15 protein-coding genes and 1 pseudogene are annotated in these 18511 nt (G+C 74.1%); 8 read left to right on the plus strand and 8 right to left on the minus strand.

Annotation, left to right across the window (positions count from 1 at the left end):
* A pseudogene (locus tag ABZ914_RS18025) lies at positions 1-866 on the minus strand (hypothetical protein); the annotation flags it as partial.
* 478 nt (positions 867-1344) lie between these two features.
* The gene (locus ABZ914_RS18030; RefSeq protein WP_500194120.1) at positions 1345-2382 is read right to left on the minus strand and encodes a hypothetical protein; all 1038 of its coding nucleotides are present in this window, start codon (positions 2380-2382) and stop codon (positions 1345-1347) included.
* A gap of 222 nt (positions 2383-2604) precedes the next feature.
* Between ABZ914_RS18030 and ABZ914_RS18035 the strand changes: the two genes are divergently transcribed.
* Positions 2605-3510: a class II glutamine amidotransferase gene (locus ABZ914_RS18035; protein WP_500194121.1), complete on the plus strand. Its 906-nt coding sequence runs from the start codon at positions 2605-2607 to the stop codon at positions 3508-3510.
* A 41-nt stretch (positions 3511-3551) separates the two neighbouring features.
* Here ABZ914_RS18035 and serC read toward each other — a convergent pair whose 3' ends face one another.
* Both serC and ABZ914_RS18045 read right to left on the minus strand, forming a co-directional pair.
* Positions 3552-4688 (minus strand): phosphoserine transaminase, encoded by a 1137-nt coding sequence (serC, locus tag ABZ914_RS18040; RefSeq protein ID WP_500194122.1) that lies wholly within the window; start codon positions 4686-4688, stop codon positions 3552-3554.
* 10 nt (positions 4689-4698) lie between these two features.
* Positions 4699-5034, minus strand: a complete 336-nt coding sequence (locus tag ABZ914_RS18045) for a hypothetical protein (protein ID WP_190860300.1) — start codon at positions 5032-5034, stop codon at positions 4699-4701.
* 207 nt (positions 5035-5241) lie between these two features.
* On the opposite strand from ABZ914_RS18045, the gene ABZ914_RS18050 reads away from it, so the two are divergent.
* Positions 5242-8133, plus strand: a complete 2892-nt coding sequence (locus ABZ914_RS18050; protein WP_500194124.1) for an ABC transporter substrate-binding protein — start codon at positions 5242-5244, stop codon at positions 8131-8133.
* Between the two features lie 142 nt (positions 8134-8275).
* Here the strand turns inward: ABZ914_RS18050 and ABZ914_RS18055 are convergent, their stop codons facing one another.
* A complete protein-coding gene (locus ABZ914_RS18055; protein ID WP_190860304.1) occupies positions 8276-9385 on the minus strand; it encodes a citrate synthase 2 in 1110 nt (369 codons plus the stop codon).
* A 126-nt stretch (positions 9386-9511) separates the two neighbouring features.
* Here ABZ914_RS18055 and pdxH point away from each other — a divergent pair, with 126 nt between their 5' ends.
* Together pdxH and ABZ914_RS18065 are read left to right on the plus strand one after the other, a co-directional pair.
* Positions 9512-10249, plus strand: coding sequence for a pyridoxamine 5'-phosphate oxidase (gene pdxH, locus ABZ914_RS18060; RefSeq protein ID WP_500194126.1), 738 nt, complete (start codon positions 9512-9514; stop codon positions 10247-10249).
* Complete coding sequence (locus ABZ914_RS18065) at positions 10246-11700, plus strand: MFS transporter (protein ID WP_500194127.1); 1455 nt, start codon at positions 10246-10248, stop codon at positions 11698-11700. The genes pdxH and ABZ914_RS18065 overlap by 4 nt, the downstream gene beginning before the upstream one ends.
* A gap of 7 nt (positions 11701-11707) precedes the next feature.
* On the opposite strand, the gene ABZ914_RS18070 is transcribed toward ABZ914_RS18065, so the two are convergent.
* The gene (locus ABZ914_RS18070; RefSeq protein WP_500194129.1) at positions 11708-12427 is read right to left on the minus strand and encodes a UdgX family uracil-DNA binding protein; all 720 of its coding nucleotides are present in this window, start codon (positions 12425-12427) and stop codon (positions 11708-11710) included.
* Between the two features lie 100 nt (positions 12428-12527).
* On the opposite strand from ABZ914_RS18070, the gene ABZ914_RS18075 reads away from it, so the two are divergent.
* From ABZ914_RS18075 to ABZ914_RS18085, 3 genes are all read left to right on the plus strand, one after another.
* Positions 12528-13229, plus strand: a complete 702-nt coding sequence (locus tag ABZ914_RS18075; RefSeq protein ID WP_500194131.1) for an iron-dependent transcriptional repressor DtxR — start codon at positions 12528-12530, stop codon at positions 13227-13229.
* 234 nt (positions 13230-13463) lie between these two features.
* Positions 13464-15803 (plus strand): SpoIIE family protein phosphatase, encoded by a 2340-nt coding sequence (locus ABZ914_RS18080; protein WP_500194132.1) that lies wholly within the window; start codon positions 13464-13466, stop codon positions 15801-15803.
* Positions 15803-16798 carry a zinc-dependent alcohol dehydrogenase family protein gene (locus ABZ914_RS18085; protein ID WP_500194147.1) on the plus strand — a complete coding sequence of 332 codons (996 nt, stop codon included), beginning with the start codon at positions 15803-15805 and terminating at the stop codon, positions 16796-16798. Before ABZ914_RS18080 ends, ABZ914_RS18085 begins: the two co-directional genes overlap by 1 nt.
* 24 nt (positions 16799-16822) lie before the next feature.
* Here the strand turns inward: ABZ914_RS18085 and ABZ914_RS18090 are convergent, their stop codons facing one another.
* Both ABZ914_RS18090 and ABZ914_RS18095 read right to left on the minus strand, forming a co-directional pair.
* Positions 16823-17641: a class I SAM-dependent methyltransferase gene (locus tag ABZ914_RS18090; RefSeq protein WP_500194134.1), complete on the minus strand. Its 819-nt coding sequence runs from the start codon at positions 17639-17641 to the stop codon at positions 16823-16825.
* A 130-nt stretch (positions 17642-17771) separates the two neighbouring features.
* Positions 17772-17936, minus strand: a complete 165-nt coding sequence (locus ABZ914_RS18095) for a hypothetical protein (protein WP_173096635.1) — start codon at positions 17934-17936, stop codon at positions 17772-17774.
* 107 nt (positions 17937-18043) lie between these two features.
* On the opposite strand from ABZ914_RS18095, the gene ABZ914_RS18100 reads away from it, so the two are divergent.
* A complete protein-coding gene (locus ABZ914_RS18100; RefSeq protein WP_500194136.1) occupies positions 18044-18442 on the plus strand; it encodes a hypothetical protein in 399 nt (132 codons plus the stop codon).
* Positions 18443-18511 lie beyond the last annotated feature (69 nt).

Genomic DNA, 18511 nt, shown 5'->3' on the forward strand with positions numbered 1-18511 from the left:
GCGCGCAGCAGCCGCCGCCGCGCCGCGAGCACCCCGGTGATCGCGGCGAGCGCCCAGCATCCCGCGGCCAGCCGCGCCTCGAACCCGCCCGCGCCCTGCACCGCGATCCGCACGATCATGATCGCGCCGAGCACGCCGGTGAGCGTGCCGAGCAGCGCGACGCGGCGCCGCCCCGGCAGCGGGTCCGGCGTGTCGAGCCGGAGCTCGCCGCGCTCCGGCGCCGCGCGGCCCGCCCCGTCCTTCGGACGCGGCGGCTCGTGGACGGCCGCGAGCAGCGCCGCCTCCTGGTCCAGCAGCCGCTTCTCCGCGGCGTGGTCGCGCGGCAGCGGCCCGGGCGCCGAGAAGCCGGGACCGGGCACGTCCCCGTCCGGCCCCTGGTGCCGCAGCGCCTCGTCCAGCGCGGGATCGAGCAGGTCGCTCGCCTCGCCGTCCAGCACGTGCATCGGGATGCCGAGCCGGCGCGCCGTCACGAACAGCGCCAGCGGCTCCAGTCCCATCGCCGTCAGCCCGCCGACCGCGGTCCGCCCGAACCGGTGGAAGACCGTCAGCATGCCGTCGCCGGTCGTGATCGCGAGCCCGTCGATGCGGTCCCGCTCGTAGCGGACCATCACCAGCCCGCCCTTGCCGATCCGCTCCAGCCCCGCCGCCGACAGCCGCCAGTACGGCCGGGGCCGCCGCCGGCGCGCCTCCGGCGCCGCGCCGAGCAGCCACGGGAACGCCGACACCGCCGCGATCAGCAGCGCCCACAGCCACACGGGCCGGATCGGCAGCAGCGCCAGCGCGACCGCCAGCAGCGCGAACGGCCCCGCCGCCACCGGCCGCCACCGACCCCCGGCCCCCGAGAGCCCGACGAGCTCGGTGTTCATTGGATTGCCCTCGGCGGTCGGGCCTTGGAGGCCCTCCCTTCCACGGGCAATGCGGCGATCGCCGCATCGCTTCGACTCGCCCTGGGGGCTCGCTGCGCGATCAAGTTCTCGCAAGCTCGAACTCGGCTTCGCACGCGATCGCAACGCTCGGGTCCGCGCGGGCCGGGCTTCAAGCCGTGGCGGGGCTTCAGTCCGTGGCGAGGGTTCGGGCCGTGGCGGGGGTTCGGGCCGCTGGCGGCGGTCGCCGGCGGCGGTCCGGTCGGGGGCTTCCGGGGCGTGTCACCCTGCGGCATGCGGCGCCCTCCTTCGGCGGGCAACGGGGCGAACGTGGGGGACGCTTCGGCTCGCTTCGCGATGGGATTCTCGCAAGCGCGGCGCCGGGTTCGCAGAGGTTCGGGGGTTCGCGGAGCAGACCGTGGCCGGACGGTCAGGTCGCGGCCGGCCGCCCGCGCCGCACCGGTCGCGGAGGTCGCACGGGTCATCCGCGTCTCCGGAACAGGCCGTAGCCGACGGCGGCGGCGATGGCGAGGGCGACGAAGAGCCCGGTCCGGACGCCGCCGGCGTCGCGGTGGCCCTGGTCGGCGTCGTCCTTCGCCGCCTTCTTCGCGGTCTTCGCGGAGGCCGACGGCGAGGCGCCGGCCTTGTCCGCGCCCGGCACCGGGACCTTGTAGACGGGCTGCTTGACGCCTTCCGAACCGGCCAGGAAGTACCTGCCGTCGGGCGTGTAGGTGATCGACTCGCCCTGCGGCTGGAACGGCAGCGAGACCGAGCCGAGGGACTTGCCGGGGCGGCCGTCCGGCGTCACGGCGTACATGCGGGCGCCGAAGTAGGTGCGGATGACGCAGGTGCTGCCATCGGGGGCGAACGCCCCGTCCGTCGCGATCGCCGGCGCATTGCCGATCTTGTGCATGACGTTGTAGCCGGACGTGCGCAGGTGCTTCGGCGCCTCGTAGATCGCGCCGCCGAACAGCTTGCTGGCGATGTAGAGCCGGTTCGTGCGCGGGTTGACCATGAGGGTCTCGGCGTTGCGCGGCCCGTCCGCGTACTTGATCCTGAACGCGGTGGCGCGGATCGTCTGGCTGCGCACCTGCGCGGGCTCCGGGATCCGGTAGACGGTGACGTACGGCCAGGCGCCGCCGAGGTTGTCGCCGATGTCGCCCATGTAGATCGCGGGACGGCCCTTCTCGTCCTTGCCGAGCGCCATCGCCTCCCAGTCGCGCGCCGTCGCGCCGCCCAGCGTCAGCACGGCCCGCACCCGCCCGTCCGGGCCCAGCGCGTAGATCTTGGGGACGCCGCCGGAGTCGTTGTGGGTGTAGACGATGCCGGGGTGCACCGTGCTCGCCGCGAGCCCGCTGGACTCGGTGATCCGCGGGTCGCCGATCGTGAAGGCCGTGGTGCCGGCGGACGCCGTCGCGGCCGCGGCGGGCGGGACCCGGCAGGCGGCGGAGGCGGCGCCGAGGGCCAGTGCGGTGGTGGCGCCGAGCAGGGCACGCGGGGCCGACGGACGCACTGACATCTCGTGATCAACCCCGTTCCCCCGCCCGGTCGATCATACGACGCGCCCCGCGAGCCGGGAGTGCCCCGGCGGTCAACGCAGCAGTGCTCCGATGACCACGGCCAGGATCAGCGCGGTCAGCACGGTGGGGAGCAGCCATTGGGGCGCGCGGTTCACGCATTGAGCTTATGCGGCGCCGTGCGCGGCGCGAACCGGACGGCGATGATCTGCATCTCATCTGGCATGTGCGGTTTGTTCGGGGTGGTGCGCTCGCCCTTCGCCGACGACCCGGGACGGGCGTCGGACGTGTTCGTGACCTTGGGCTCGCTCGCGGAGGAGCGCGGCACGGACTCGGCGGGGGTGGCGCTGCTCGGGGGCTGGCCGGGCCTCGCGCACGACGGGTGCCGGGTGGTGAAGGGCCGCGGCCGGTTCTCCGCCGTCTGGCGCACCGAGCTGCTCGCCGAGCTGGACCGGGCGCCGGTCGCGATGGGCCACACCCGCTGGGCGACGCAGGGGTCCCCGGCGGACGCGGCGAACGCCGCCCCGATGCTGGTCGCCGGGCCGGGACCGAAGTCCGCTGGCATCGTCGGGACGCACAACGGCGACGTCGACGCCGGGGCGCTGCGGGCCCGGTTCGGGCCGCCCGCCCCGTCCGGCGGGACCGACAGCGAGGCGATCCTCCAGGTGCTCGCCGGGCGGGGCGAGCCGTCCGGGGTCACGGAGGCCCTGGAGGCGCTCGTCGGACGGGCCGCGCTCGCGTGGGTGGACCGCGACCGTCCGACCCAGGTGCACCTGGCGCGGGCCGCGCTGAGCCCGCTCGCCGTCGCCGTCGACTCCGAGCAGAACATCTACTGGGCGTCGAACCCGCGCTGGTTCCGGGTGGTGCAGCGGTACACGCGGGTCCGGTTCGCGACGATCGTCATGCTCCGCGAGGGCACCTACATGCGGGTCGGCACCGAGCGCGCGCCCGGGCGCCGCGACCGGCCGCAGGTGCTGGCCGCGGCCTCCTTCGTCCCGACGGCGCGGCCCGCGGACCACGACGACCGGGTCTGGACGGGCTTCACCGAGGCCGACCGCGCCCGCGACCGCGCCACCCTCCGGCACCGCCTGGTCACCCCGGACTCCCCGGCCCTGACCCCCGTCGCCTGACCCCGGAGCCGAAGCCCCGGGGACGGCTTCACGGCGAGGGACTAGAGGCGCTCGACCACGTAGTCGATGCACGCGGTGAGGGCTTCGACGTCGGACGGGTCGATCGCCGGGAACATGCCGATCCGCAGCTGGTTGCGGCCGAGCTTGCGGTACGGCTCGGTGTCGACGATCCCGTTGGCGCGCAGCACCTTGGCGACGGCCGCGGCGTCGACGTCGTCGTTGAAGTCGATCGTGCCGACGACCTGCGAGCGCTGCTCGGGGTCGGTCACGAACGGCGTCGTGTACGAGGTCTTCTCGGCCCAGGTGTACAGGCGCTGCGAGGAGTCGGCGGTGCGGGACGTCGTCCAGTCCAGGCCGCCCTGCCCGTTCATCCACTCGATCTGCTCGGCGAGCAGGATCAGCGTGGCGACGGCCGGGGTGTTGTAGGTCTGGTCCTTGGACGAGTTGTCCCGGACGGTCTTCAGGTTGAAGAACTCCGGCACGTAGCGGTCGGACGAGGCGATCTCGTCGATCCGCTCCAGCGCGGCGGGCGAGGCGAGCGCGACCCACAGGCCGCCGTCGGCCGCGAAGCACTTCTGCGGCGCGAAGTAGTAGACGTCGGTCTCGGTGACGTCGACGGGCAGGCCGCCGGCGCCGGACGTGGCGTCCACCAGGACGAGGCCGTCGCGCGCGGTGGTGCCGGCGGGACGCTTGATCGGCATGGCGACGCCGGTCGAGGTCTCGTTGTGGGTGAGCGCGTAGACGTCGACGTCCTCCTCGGCGGACGCCTCCGGGTGCTGGCCGGCCGGGCTCTCGATGACCGTCGGGTTCCCCAGCCAAGGCGCGCCCGTGGTGACCTTGGCGAACTTGCTGGAGAACTCACCGAACGCCAGGTGCTGCGAGCGCTGCCGGACGAGACCGAACGCGGCGGCGTCCCAGAACGCGGTGGTGCCGCCGTTGCTGAGCAGGACCTCGTAGCCCTCGGGGAGGGAGAACAGCTGCGCCAGGCCCTCGCGGACCCGGCCGACGAGGGACTTGACCGGCTTCTGCCGGTGGGAGGTGCCCATGTACGTCGAGCCGGACTCGGCGAGCGCGGCGAGCTGCTCGGGACGGACCTTGGACGGACCGCATCCGAAGCGGCCGTCGGCGGGCTTGATGTCGGCGGGAATGGCTATGGCTGGATTCGCGCTTTCGGTCACTCGCAGAAGGCTACTTGGTGCGGTGTACGACCCAGGTAAGCAGGGCCACCAGCATCACTCCGCAGACAGCCGCGACGACCCCCGGCGGATAGATCCAGTCGCGGCCGTGGGCGTGGTCGTCCACGGCGGCGCGGACGGCGTCGTAGGTGAGGAACGCGAGCAGCGCGGCGCCGAGGACGGCGGCGACGCGGCCGGAGACGGCGTTGGTGCGGCGGCGGCGTTCCTCGCGTTCCGCGGCGTACCGGCGCATCTCGTCGGCCGGGTCGGGCTCCGGCTCGGCGGGGCGGACGGCGCGGGCGGCGGGTCCGATGTCGCCTTCCAGCGGCTCGTCTGGGTCCTCGGTCACGGTGCCCATGATGGCAAACGGCTCCCGGTGCGCGGCACGCCGCAGGGTCGGGGACGGTGGCCGAATTACCACGACCATCGGGTGGATCTCGGAAATTTTCGATCCATTTCGCTATACGCGACGTCCAATGTCTCGAGGGCGCGCGCGGGAGACGCGTGTCGAGAAGAGGAGCCGCCGGGGGACGAGGGCGAGAGCGAGGGGTTTCCCATGCCGGGCGACGGCGACCGGATCCTGTCGGAGGATCGGCTGCGCGGAGTGCTCGACCTGTTCGAACGGCTGCGCGAGCGGCCGCCGTGGCGCTGGCGGGAGCGGTTGCGGCCGCTGCTCCTGCTGCTCGGCCCGGCGGGGCCCGCCGCGCACGTCGCGGAGATGTTCAAGAACCGGTGCGAGCAGGAGCGCGCGCCCGTCTCGCACATCGCGGCCGACACCCCCGCCACGGACGTCGCGGGCGTGCTGCGCGAGGCGAAGCGGGAGCTGTCGCAGCCGAGCAGCCGGGCCCGCGGGGAGCCGGCGCTGCGGTTCCCGCTGCTGGAGATGGCGCTGTGGCTGCGGGACCTGCGGGAGATCCGGCTGGCCGGCGACCAGTCGCCGCCCCGGTACGCCTCCCCGTCGGAGCGGGAGAACTTCCAGCTCGTCCGGCGGCTCACGCACCCGCCCGTCGGCGACAACGAGAACGCGCGGCGCCGCGAGCTGAACCGGGTGATCCGGCGGCGGGGCCGGGACGTCCTGCGCGACCTGGAGGAGCCGCGCAGCCGCACCGCGACGTTCCTGTCGTTCCTGGAGCAGATCGCACCGATCGGCGTCGCGGTCGTCGCGCTGATCAGCGCCGGGACCGCCGCCGCGCTGGACCTGGCGTCCGCGGTGCTGGCGGCCGTGGTCGGGCTGGCGTTCGTGACGGTGCAGATCGTCGCGCGGACGCGCGGCTGGTACGGGGTGCGGCGGTTCGGCTGGTTCGTCGGGCAGCCGTACCTGCAGCGCGACTCCACCGGCTTCCTCGGCTTCGCCCTCAACGTGTTCGACCCGCGGCCCGTCGAGCCGGACGACCACGCCGAGCAGCTCGACCTGCTGCTGGTCGCCGCGTTCCTGGAGGACCTGCGGCGCAACTACCGGCGCGACTACCGGCGGGCGGCGTGGGCGCGGGTCCGCTACCCGGTGCTGATCTTCGAGCATCTGGCGCCCGGGCATCCCGGCGTGCGGGTGATCGAGTCCATCGAGCACGTCCGCGCCGACAGTGGCGACGGCGCGGCGCCGCCCGGCTTCGATCCGCTGGTCGTCACCGCGGGCGTCGACCCGGCCACGCCCGCCGAGGACGGCCCTTCCGCCGCGGCCGGGCCCCGGCTGGTGGACCGGCTCGCGCAGGCGGTCCGCGTCGACCTGTGGTCGGGGGAGCCGCAGAGCGTGTTCGCGGCGCGCGCGCTGTGGGACCGGTACTGGCGCGAGCAGCGGCGCGTGGGCGTCCTCGGGTCGCGGCGGGAACTGCGCGTCGACATCACCCGCGACCCCGGCGGCGACATCCCGCCCGTCCGGCCGGTGCGGCGGCGGCCGCGGCTGACGCATCCGGCGCTGCCGTGGATCGCGATGGTCGCGGTCGCCGCCGCGTCGATCACCGTCATCTCCGTCCAGGTCGACCGGTACTGCTCGCCGTTCGGCATCAAGCGGACGGCGTCCGGCGAGTGCATCGGGATCACCGACGGGTCGTTCAAGTTCGGCGAGGCCAGCGACGGCGAGAACAACGACAACCGGCTGTCGTCGGTGCTCGGGCGGCTGAAGAGGCAGAACGACGCGGTGGCGCGGTCCGGCAAGCCGCACGCGACGATCGTCTACCTCGGCCCGATCACCGCCGACCCCGCCATCCAGAACCGGCAGCTCGACCTGCTCGCCGGCGCCGAGGGCGAGCTGGTCGGCCTGGCGATGGCGCAGGAGGAGTTCAACGCGGCCAGCCAGAGCCTGCGGATGCGGGTGCTCGTCGCGAACGCGGGCGCCCGCTTCCAGCACGCCCGGCAGGTCGCCGGGCAGATCCGCGACCTGGCGCTGAAGGACCGGTCCGTCGTCGCGGTCGTCGGATTCGAGCAGAGCCGGGCCGAGACCCAGGACGCGATCAAGGTGCTGTCGACGGCCGCGCTGCCGATGGTCGGCACCGCCAACAGCTACAACGAGACGGGGATGCTCGGCCACGACGCGGGCTTCTCCCCGTACTACTTCCGCCTCGCGCCACCCAACCGGCGGCTGGCGCAGCACGCCGCCTACTGGGCGAGCCGCGGGCGGGTCGGGGGCGAGCGGGCCCGCACCGTGGACGTCATCTACAACGCCGACCCCCACGACCTGTACAGCAGGGACCTGGCCGCGTCCTTCAAGAGCGCCTTCACCGGATACGTGAAGGGCGGGCGGGTCGTCGTCCGCGACTACGACAGCCCGGGGAACCTCGGCAAGACCGTCCACGAGCTGTGCCAGAAGCCGCCGGACCTGTTCTACTACGCGGGACGCTCGGACGAGTTCCGCACCTTCACCGACGTCCTCCAGCACACCTGCCCCAGCGGGCAGCTCGTCCTGGCCGACGACGAGATCGCCAAGTACGTCAGCGACAACGCGCCGCAGATCGGCCGGGTCGCCACGTTCCGGCTGTTCTACATGCCGCTCGCCGCGCACGAGGCGTGGACGAGCGCGTGGGTCGGCGACCGCCGGAACGTGTTCTTCAACGCCTATCCCGGCGCCGTCGACTCGATCATCGGGAAGAACGCGCCCCGCGACCTGCGGCCGTCGGAGACCCGCGCCGCCGTCAGCTACGACGCCGCCTCGATGATCGGGTTCGTGGCGGGGCAGGTCTTCACCGCGCAGGCGGCGCCGCCGACCGCGGGCGGCGTGTTCGCGGCGCTGGACGACCCGGGCGACGGCCCGCTGTGGAACGGGGCGAGCGGCGTCCTCGCGTTCACCGGCCGCGCCGACGGCCACGTGGTGCCGGACAAGCCCGTCCTGCTCGCCACCGTCCGCCCGGACGGCGCCGTCGAGGTCGAGGAGGTTTGCGGGCGGCTCGTCACCGGCCACCAGGCCCGCGCGGACTGCCCGGCGGGCGACGGCGCGCCGTCCGAGCCGTCCCGCTGAGGGCGCGAAGCCCGCCCAGGGGCGCATGAGCCCGCACGAGCCCGCCGAGGGCGCACGAAGGCCCCCGGTTCCGTGTGAACCGGGGGCCTCAGGCGCGTTCAGCGGGGGGGAGGGGGGACCGGCGCGTCAGCCGGCCGTGCGATCAAGCACCGCGCTTGAGGACCTCCGCCGCTCCGGCGACGTCGTCGATCGACCGGGTGCCCGGCCCGACGTACCGGGCGCTCGGCCGGACGAGGCGGCCGGTGCGCTTCTGCTCCAGGATGTGCGCGGCCCACCCGGCGGTCCGGCCGCAGGTGAACATCGCGGGCATCATCGCGGTCGGGACCTCGGCGAAGTCCAGGATGACCGCGGCCCAGAACTCCACGTTCGTCTCGATCGGGCGGTCGGGGCGGCGCTCGCGCAGCTCGGCGAGGGCGGCGTCCTCCAGGGCCTTCGCGGCCTCGAAGCGCGGCGCGTCCAGCTCCTTGGCGGTGCGGCGCAGCACCCGGGCGCGCGGGTCCTCGGCGCGGTACACGCGGTGGCCGAAGCCCATCAGCCGGTCGCCGGAGTCGAGGATGTCGGTGACGACCTTGCGGGCGTCGCCGAGCTGCTCGACCTTCTCGATCATCGGCAGGACGCGGGCCGGGGCGCCGCCGTGCAGCGGGCCCGACATGGCGCCGATCGCGCCGGAGATGCTCGCCGCCACGTCGGCGCCGGTGGAGGCGATGACGCGGGCGGTGAAGGTGGAGGCGTTCATGCCGTGCTCGGCGGCGGAGACCCAGTACGCGTCGATGGCCCGGACGTGCTTCGGGTCGGGCTCACCGCGCCAGCGGACCATGAACCGCTCGGTGATGGTCGAGGCCTCGTCGATCCGGCTCTGCGGCACCATCGGGACGCCGATGCCGCGCGCCGACTGGGCGACGAACGACAGCGCGGTCACCGACACCCGGGCGAGGTCGGCGCGGGCCTGCTCGTCGGAGATGTCGAGCAGCGGCCTCATCCCGTAGGCGGGGGCGAGGGTGGGGAGCGCGCTCTGCACGTCCACCCGGACGTCGCCGGAGGTGACCGGCAGGACGTGCGGGTCGGCGGGGGCCAGGCCCGGGTCGAAGCTGTCGTCGACCAGGAGTCCCCAGGCGTCGCCGAAGGAGACGCGGCCGACGAGCTCCTCGATGTCGACGCCCCGGTAGCGGAGGGCGCCGCCCTCCTTGTCCGGTTCGGCGATCTCGGTCTCGAAGGCGACGACCCCCTCAAGACCGGGTTTGAAGTCGGACATGTCGTCCTGCCTTTCGTCCCCAACTGTTGATAAGGCGGTGTCGTGCCATTGAACCCTGTCCGCCTTACCGCCCAGTACCCAGGTCCATGTGAGATGCACAATCCCCAGGTGAGAGGCTCGGACGCTGTGGATTCCCCAACACCCGACCCCGCACGGCTCCGCAGGTCCTACGAGGGCGGCGAGCTGGCGGAGGCGGCCCTCCCCGCCGATCCGCTCGCGCTGTTCGCCGCGTGGTTCGCCGACGTGCACGCCGCCGGGCTCCCGGAACCGAACGCGATGGTGCTGGCCACGGCGTCCGCGGACGGCGTCCCGAGCGCCCGGACGGTGCTGCTGAAGGGGTACGGGCCGCACGGCTTCCGCTTCTTCACCAACCTCACCTCCGCCAAGGGCCGCGACCTGGCGGAGAACCCGCGCGCGGCGCTCGTCTTCCCGTGGCACGCGATGCACCGGCAGGTGCGCGTCGCCGGCCCGGTCTTCGCCCTGTCCCCGGACGAGTCGGAGGCGTACTTCCGGACCCGGCCCTACGGGTCGCGGATCGGCGCGTGGGCGAGCGAGCACCAGTCCGGGGTGATCGCGGACCGGTCGGTGCTGGAGCGGCGGTTCGCCGAGCTCGCCGAGCGGTGGCCGGATCCGGCCACCGAGCCGGGCGGCGACGCGGTCGCGGAGGGGGACGCGGTGCCGCTGCCGGACTTCTGGGGCGGGTTCCGGATCGTCCCGGAGAGCATCGAGTTCTGGCAGGGGAGGCGCGACCGGCTGCACGACCGCATCCGGTACCGCCGGACGGCGCTGGACGATCAGGGCCGCCCCCTGGACGCGGACCCGGACGCGGCCGGGAGGTGGGTGACGGAGAGACTGTCTCCGTGACATCGGAACAGCAGCCATCCCCCGCCTACGCTCCTGACACCCCGGGTGAGGGGGCCGCGGACGCCCCCGACGCGTCCGCCGACGAGCCCGAGAGCCGACCCGAGGAACCGGAGGAACCGGAGGAACCCGAGGAACCGGAGGAACCCGAGGAACCGGAGGAACCGGGAGAGCCGCGAGCCGGCTCCCCGTCGGGGAGGCGCGGCCGCGGCATGGTCCGGCGGCTCGCGATCGACACCCGCCCCCTCGGCCACCCCCCGTACCGGCGGCTGTGGCTCGGGCAGGGCGTGTCGTTCGTCGGCTTCCAGGTCACGGCGGTGGCGGTGCCGGTCCAGGTCTACGACATGACCGGGTCGTCGTTCTGGGTCGGCGTGCTCGGGCTCGTCAACCTCGTCCCGCTGATCGTGTTCGGCCTGTGGGGCGGCGCGGTCGCCGACCACATGGACCGGCGCAAGCTGCTGTTCTCCTCGTCCTGCGTGATGTGGGGCGCCACACTGCTGCTGCTCGTCCAGGCGCTGCTGCACCTGGACAGCCTCCTGCTGATCATGGTGGTGGTGGCGGTGCAGGCGACCGGGTTCGCGGTGTCGTCGCCGACCCGCAGCGCGATCATCCCGCGGCTGGTGGACAAGTCCCTCGTCCCGGCCGCCAACACGCTGAACTTCACCGCCAGCCAGGTCGGGATGCTCGCCGGACCGCTGTTCGCCGGCGTGATCCTCGCCCGCTGGAGCTACGGCGCCGCCTACGGGATGGACGCGGTGCTGTTCACCGTCGGGCTGTGGGCGGCGCTGCGGCTGCCGTCGATCCCGCCGCTCGGCGACGTCGCCGGCACGCCCGGGCTGCGGTCGGTGATCGACGGGCTGCGCTACCTCGGCACCCAGCCGGTGCTGCTGATGTCGTTCGTCGTCGACATCATCGCGATGGGCGTCGCGATGCCGCGCGCGCTGTTCCCCGAACTGGCCGAGACCCGGTTCGGCGGCGAGGGCGCGGTCGGCTACCTGTTCGCCGCGATCGCGGTCGGCGCGTTCCTCGGCGGGCTGATCTCCGGCTGGATCGGCCGCGTGCACCGGCAGGGGGTCGCGCTGGTGGCGTCGATCGTCGTGTGGGGCCTCGCCGTGGCCGCCGCGGGCCTCGCGCACCAGCTGTGGCTGGCGGTGCTGCTGCTCGCCGTCGGCGGCGGCGCCGACCTGGTGTCGTCGGTGTTCCGCCAGACGATGCTCCAGACGTACGCGCCCGACGAGATGCGCGGCCGCCTCCAGGGCGTGTTCACCGTCGTCGTCGCGGGCGGTCCCCGGCTCGGCGACGTGCGGGCGGGGGCGGTCGCGAGCGTCGCCGGCGCCACCGCGTCCTGGGTGGGCGGCGGCATCGCCTGCGCCGTCCTGGTGGTCGCGGTCGCCCTGCTCGTCCCCGCGCTCCTGCGGTACGACACCCGCACCGCCCAAGCCGAGCTGACCTGAGGCGGGGTCAGCGGAGGGCCTGAGCGGCGACCTTGAGGTCGTCGACCAGACCGGCGTACATGGCGTCGCGGTCCTCGGCGCGCAGGACGGCGGACGGGTGGATCGTCGCGACGACCTGCGCGTCCGCGTCGCCCGGCGGGGTCTCGTCGATCTCCCGCCCGGCGGCGGGGGTGCCGATCGTCTCCAGGTCGGGGAGCGCGAGCAGCCGCCCGCGCAGCTTCGTCACCCGGAACGACGAGCCCAGCAGCGCCTTGCCGGCGGTCGCGCCGAGCACGACGACCACGTCCGGGTCCAGGGTCCGCAGCTCGGCCAGCAGCCAGGGCCGGCACGCGCGCATCTCGCCCGCGTTCGGCGTCTCGTGGATGCGCCGCTTCCCCGGTGTTCCCGCCGCCCCGGCCGGCCGCTTGAACTTGAAGTGCTTGACGGCGTTGGTGACGTAGACGTCGCCGCGCTCGATCCCCGCCTCCTCCAGCGCGCGGTCCAGGACGCGTCCGGCGGGGCCGACGAACGGGTGGCCCTGGCGGTCCTCCTGGTCGCCGGGCTGCTCGCCGACGAGCACGACCCGTCCGCCGGACGAGCCCTCGCCGAACACCGTCTGGGTGGCGTTCTCGTAGAGCCCGCAGCCCCGGCACCCGGCCGCGGCGCGGCGCAGCGCGTCCAGATCGGAGCGCCCGGCCGGGGAGTCCGGCAGGAACGGCTCGGCGTCGTGGGAAGTTTCCGCGTTCATCTCGCGTTTCCCCGTACCCGCCGTCTCCGGGATATTCGCGCGATCCGGCGACGGTGGGCCCGAGCAAGTAGACTTCAAGGCCATAAGACTGGAGGGAGCTGTGACCTCACACGGCCTGATCGATACCACGGAGATGTATCTCCGGACGGTGTTCGAGCTCGAAGAGGAGGGGATCATCCCCCTTCGCGCGCGCATCGCCGAGCGGCTCTCCCAGAGCGGCCCGACGGTGAGCCAGACGGTCGCGCGGATGGAACGCGACGGGCTGCTGCGGGTCGAGGGCGATCGGCACCTCGAGCTGACCGACAGCGGCCGCGGCCTGGCCACCCGCGTGATGCGCAAGCACAGGCTCGCCGAATGCCTCCTGGTCAACGTCATCGGACTGCCCTGGGAGGACGTCCACATCGAGGCGTGCCGGTGGGAGCACGTGATGTCGGAGGAGGTCGAGCGGCGGCTGGTCGCGCTGCTGGACAACCCGACCACCTGCCCGCACGGCAACCCGATCCCCGGCCTGGACGAGCTGGGCGGCCACGGCGACGACGACGCCGCGGCGCCGCTGTCGGTGATGACCGCGGTCGCGAGCGCGTCGGGCGCCGCCGCCGTCGTCCGGCGGATCAGCGAGCAGGTGCAGATGGACAGCGACCTGATGCTTAGACTCAAGCAAATAGGGATACAACCGGGACGAGAGGTGACTCTCCGGGCGACCGATGACGGGGTGCGGGTGACCTGTGACGACGAGGCCGACGGTGCTGCGACGGAGTTGCCGCGCGACATCGCCGAGCACGTCTTCGTCAGCAGGCGCTGACACGGTCGGCGTGCCGCCCCCCGCCCCCGCCGCGACGGTCTATACCGAAGATCTCCATACCATCGCGCCGTTCGGGCGTATCCCGGCGGCGGGTTCGTCGTTCAATACGACGAGGAGAACACGAACGAGGACCGCGCCGCGACGCCCGGTGATCATCGCCGCGGGCGGTGCGGCCCGGCCGCGCGGACGCGACGCGGCCACCGGCGGGACCGCGACTGTGATCGGGATGGGGAGATGAAGCGTTGGGGGGAAGCGCCCTTCGAGGCGCATCTGCCGCCCGAGACCGTCCTCAACCAGATGGAGATGGCGGTCATCGTCTGCGACCGCTTCAGCAACGTCATCTACGGCAACGCGTTCGCGCGCCAGCTCTTCGGGTTCGGCGGCGACGAGATCATCGGGCACTCCATCCTGTCGCTCGGCATCGCCGAGGAGGACCACGAGCAGGCCACCGAGCTCGCCCGGCACGTCCTGAAGGGCGGCGTCTGGGAGGGCACCTTCTGCAACCTGCGCGCCGACGGCACCACCGTCTACACGCGCGCGCACGCCGTCCCCCTGCGGCACCCGTCCGGCGCGGTCGACGGCGTCGTGATCTTCGCGCGGGAGGCGCTGCGCTCGAACCAGCGCGACCAGGAGCGGTACGGGCTGCTGGAGCGGATCGGCGAGCGGCTCGCCGGGTCCCTCGAACTGGAGTCGACGCTGCGGCGCGTCGCCGACACCCTCGTCCCGCAGTTCGCCGACCACTGTTTCATCGACCTCTACAGCGGCGACCGGCTCTACCGGCGGGTGTCCCGGCACGCCGGCAACTGGGAGCCGCCGCCCGGCACCTGGGCCGAGGTCGGCGAGCCCGTCTCGTACCCGCCCGGCCACTTCAGCGCCAAGGCGATGGCGCGCCGCGACGCCGTCCTCGTCGAGGACATGGTCCAGCACCGCTTCGCCGCGCCGACCGAGTCGTCCCAGCGGCTCGGCGAGTCGATGGGCATCACCTCGGTGATCTCCGCGCCGCTGCTGGTGCGCGGCGAGCTGCTCGGCGTGATGAGCCTGGCGCTGTCCAACCTGTCCAAGCGGCCCGACCCGCACTACGACGGCTTCGACCGCGACCTGCTCGGCGCCATCGCCAGCCGCGTCGCGCTCGCCGTCGACAACGCGCTGCTGTTCGAGGAGGAGCGCGAGACCGCGCTCGCCTTCCAGAAGCACCTGCTGCCCGGCGACCGCCCGCCCCCGCTGGACGGCCTGCAGATCGCCTGGCGGTACGAGCCGGCCCGCCCGCTGGAGGCGCACGGGCACGGCATCCAGACCCAGGTCGGCGGCGACTGGTACGACGTGATCCCGCTGTCGGCCGGACGCGTCGGGCTCGTCATCGGCGACGTCGAGGGCCGCGGCGCCCGCGCCGCGGCGGTGATGGGCCAGCTGCGCGCCGCGCTGCGCGCCTTCGCCCAGGACGACAAGCCCCCGGCCGACATCCTGCGCAAGCTCGACGAGTGGGTCCGCACGATGACCCGCCCGGAGCGGATGCGGTCCGGCTGGAACAGCGACGACCTCGTCCGCCCGCCGCTGGTGTCGTGCACCTACTTCGTGTACGACGCGTGGTCGCGGGTGCTGGAGTTCGCCAACGCCGGCCACGACCCGCCGCTGCTCATCGTGGACGGCGAGGTCGGCGAGCTGGACTTCGAGAGCGAGGGCGCCATGCTCGGCGTCCGCGCCCCCGGCATGGGCGGCGAGATCCTCTTCAACGAGGAGCAGTCGGAGCTGAAGCCCGGCTCGACGCTCGTGCTGTACACCGACGGCCTCATCGACCGGCGGCCCAAGGACGACGGCGAGTACTACACGCGGGAGGAGTCCCGCGAGATGGTCCGCGACGCCGTCCAGCGGGTCGCGCGCGGCGGCGTCGAGGCCATCGCGAACGCCGCCTACGACGCCGTCCCCGGCGACATCGACGACGACGTGGCGATCGTGGTGATCCGCACCGCCGCCGACGAGCTGGCGGTCGAGGAGCGCACGTTCCCCGCCGAGCCGATCATGGTGTCGGAGGCGCGCCGGATGGCCGCCGACGCGTTCGCGTCCTGGGGCATGCTCGACGAGCAGGCCGAGCTGGCCTGCCTGCTGGTCTCCGAGGTCGTCACGAACGTCGTGCTGCACGCCACCTCGACCCCGCAGCCGCGCCGCGAGATGGTCGTCCCGGTGCCCGCCGGGCCGCCCGGCCGCGGCGGCGAGCCGCTGAGCGCGCCGCCGCCCGTCCAGTTCAACACCGCGCAGGTCGGCGGCGCGTTCGAGGGCGGCCTCGACCCCGCCATGGACGCGGGCGGGTTCGACGAGGACGACTGGAACCTCGGCGCCGACCTCGGCCGCCGCGAGCCGCCCACCAAGGAGTTCCGGCTCCGGCTGCGGCGCGGCGGCGACGCGATCTGGGTCGAGGTGTTCGACTCCGACATGCGGCTGCCGCGCATCCGCAGCGCGGGCGAGACCGACGAGGGCGGCCGCGGCCTCTATCTCGTCGACCAGCTCGCGACGCGGTGGGGCGCCCGTCCGACCAACGACGGCAAGGCCGTGTGGTTCGAGCTGCCGCTGACCCCGTGATGCGGGCCTGGGCGGTGGACGCGCCGGCTCCGATCGCCTCGGGGCCGCTGCGCCGCGCCGACCGGGACGTCCCGTCGCCGGGGCCGGGGGAGCTGCTGGTGCGCGTCCTGGCCTGCGGCGTCTGCCGGACGGACCTGCACGTCGCGGAGGGCGACCTGCCCGTCCACCTGCCCGGCGTGACGCCCGGCCACGAGATCGTCGGGGAGGTCGCCGAGGCGGGCGCGGGCGCGCTGCACGCCGTCGGCGACCGGGTCGGCGTCGCGTGGCTGCGCGGCACCTGCGGGGCGTGCCGGTTCTGCCGCCGCGGCGCCGAGAACCTGTGCCCGTACTCGGTCTACACCGGCTGGGACGCCCACGGCGGCTACGCCGAGTACGCCCTCGCCGTCGACGCCTACACCTACGCGCTGCCGCCCGAGCTCGACGACGTGCGCGCGGCGCCGCTGCTGTGCGCGGGCATCATCGGCTACCGCGCCCTGCGCCGCGCCGACCTGCCGCCGGGCGGGCGGCTCGGGATCTGGGGGTTCGGCGGCTCGGCGCACCTCGCCGCGCAGATCGCGCTCGCCGAGGGCGCCGACGTGCACGTGTTCACCCGCAGCCCCGCCGCCCGCGAGCTGGCCCGCGACCTCGGCGCGTCCTGGGCCGGCGACTCCTTCGACGCCTCTCCGGACCCGCTCGACTCCGCGATCGTCTTCGCGCCGGCCGGCGAGCTCGTCCCCGCCGCGCTCGAACGCCTGGACCGCGGCGGCACGCTCGCCGTCGCCAGCATCCACCTGAGCGACGTCCCGCCCCTGAACTACCAGCGGCACTTGTTCCAGGAGCGGCAGGTCCGGTCGGTGACCGCCAACACCCGCGCGGACGGCGAGGAGTTCCTGCGCCTCGCGGCCCGCCTCGACGTCGCCGTCACCACGCACCCCTACCCGCTGGACGCCGCGGACCGCGCCCTCGCCGACCTCGCCGCCGACCGCTTCACCGGAGCCGCCGTCCTCGTCCCGTAACGCCTTCCAGGGCCCGGGGGCCGGTCAGATGGGCTCCGCGGCGACGTGGGCCCAGGACTGGGTGAACCAGAGTTCGCCGCCGATCACGCGGGGCTTCGCGCCGGTGCGGGGGCCGCCGTCGACCTCGTCGGTGAGCGCCTCGCGGATCCGGTCGGCGGACGCCTCGTCCCGCGCGCCCGCGAGCCACGGCTCCACGGGCCGCTCGACCGTGAACACGTCGAGCCGGCGGATCGACGCGCCCGCGGAAGTGATCATCTCGGTGAGCCGGGCGATGGACGGGGTGCCCGGGTGGTCGGGGTCGCGGAGCCGCTCGATCCGGTCGCGCTCGGGGCCGGCCAGGTTGCCGCGGACGAGGTCGGCGATGATCAGCCGCCCGCCGGGCCGGCAGACGCGGAGCAGCTCGCGCAGCACCCGCTCCGGCTCGCCCAGCGTGTACAGCGAGAACCGGGCCGTGACCAGGGAGAACGTGTTGTCGTGGTAGGGCAGCGCGGTGGCGTCGGCCTCGACCGCCGGGGCGGCGGGGCGGGGGCGCGGGTCCTCGCGGGTGGCCATGGCGGGCGGCCGGTCCCCGTCGTCGGGCGAGCCGGTGATGCGCACCGGGCCCGTCCCGAACTCGACCGTGGCCATCCGGCCGTTCCTGCCCGGTTCCTCCGGCGCGGGCGTCGCGTCCACCGCCGTCACGTGCCGGACCCGGGGGCGCAGCGCGGCGGGCATCGGCCCGCGGCCGCGCGCCACGTCCAGGCAGACGTCGTCGCGGTCGGGTTCGACGAACTCCAGCAGGCGCCTCAGGTGCGGGGCGATGCCGCCGGTGGTCTCGTGGACCGCGGTCGCCGGATGCGGCACGGGTGGTCTCCCTCGGCTCGGACCGGCTCCTCGGGCACGGGGACAGCGTGAAGCCGGTTTCGCCAGTTATGACTCCCGGTCGGGGCGGGAAGTTCGGATCCCGGGGTGGGAAATTCACCGCCCCGCCGCGTCAGCCTCTCAGGTGCTCGCCGTACAGCGCCCCGACGACCAGCACGAACACGATGATCACCGCGGCTCGGGTGGGCATCGGCATGCGCAGCTTCACCGCGACCCAGCGCACGCAGAACGCGGCGAGGAGCGCGACGACCGCGAGGCTGAGAAGGCCCTCGTCCATGGTCACCTTCAATCCGGGGGGAGTGCCGCCTCCTAGAACGATAGACGCGTAAGGCAAGGGTTACCTCGGAGTAGGAGCCCGGCGAGCCGCCCGATAACCTCGCGCATGTGGCAGATGCGAAGGAAGTAGACGGCCGGGACCGGCTGGACGACCTGATGACCAACGTGGCGCGGGCGCGGGTCGCCTTGGGCCTCGCGGCGTTCGCCGCGCCGAAGCTGGCCGTGAAGGCGATGACGTCGGCCGGCGGCACCGACCCGGGACGCGACTACGTCGCCCGGATGTTCGCCGCCCGCGAGATCGCCCTCGGCGCCGGCTACCTGCTGAGCGACGGGCACGGGCGGCGGCTGTGGGCCCGCGCGGGCCTGCTCGTCGACGCGCTCGACACGGTCAGCGGGCTGCGCACCCGCCGCGGCCTCCCGCTGTGGGTGACCGCCGGGGCCACCGCCATCGCGGGGGGCTCGGCCGCCCTGGGCGCCGCCAAGGTGGCCCGCGACATCGTGCGCTGACGTCCCCGCAGGGCCCCGGCCGCCGCGCCGGGGCCCCGACCCGCCGCCGCCGGGTTCCGATTTGGGGTG

Source organism: Spirillospora sp. NPDC046719, assembly GCF_040645715.1.
Classification (GTDB): Bacteria; Actinomycetota; Actinomycetes; order Streptosporangiales; family Streptosporangiaceae; genus Spirillospora.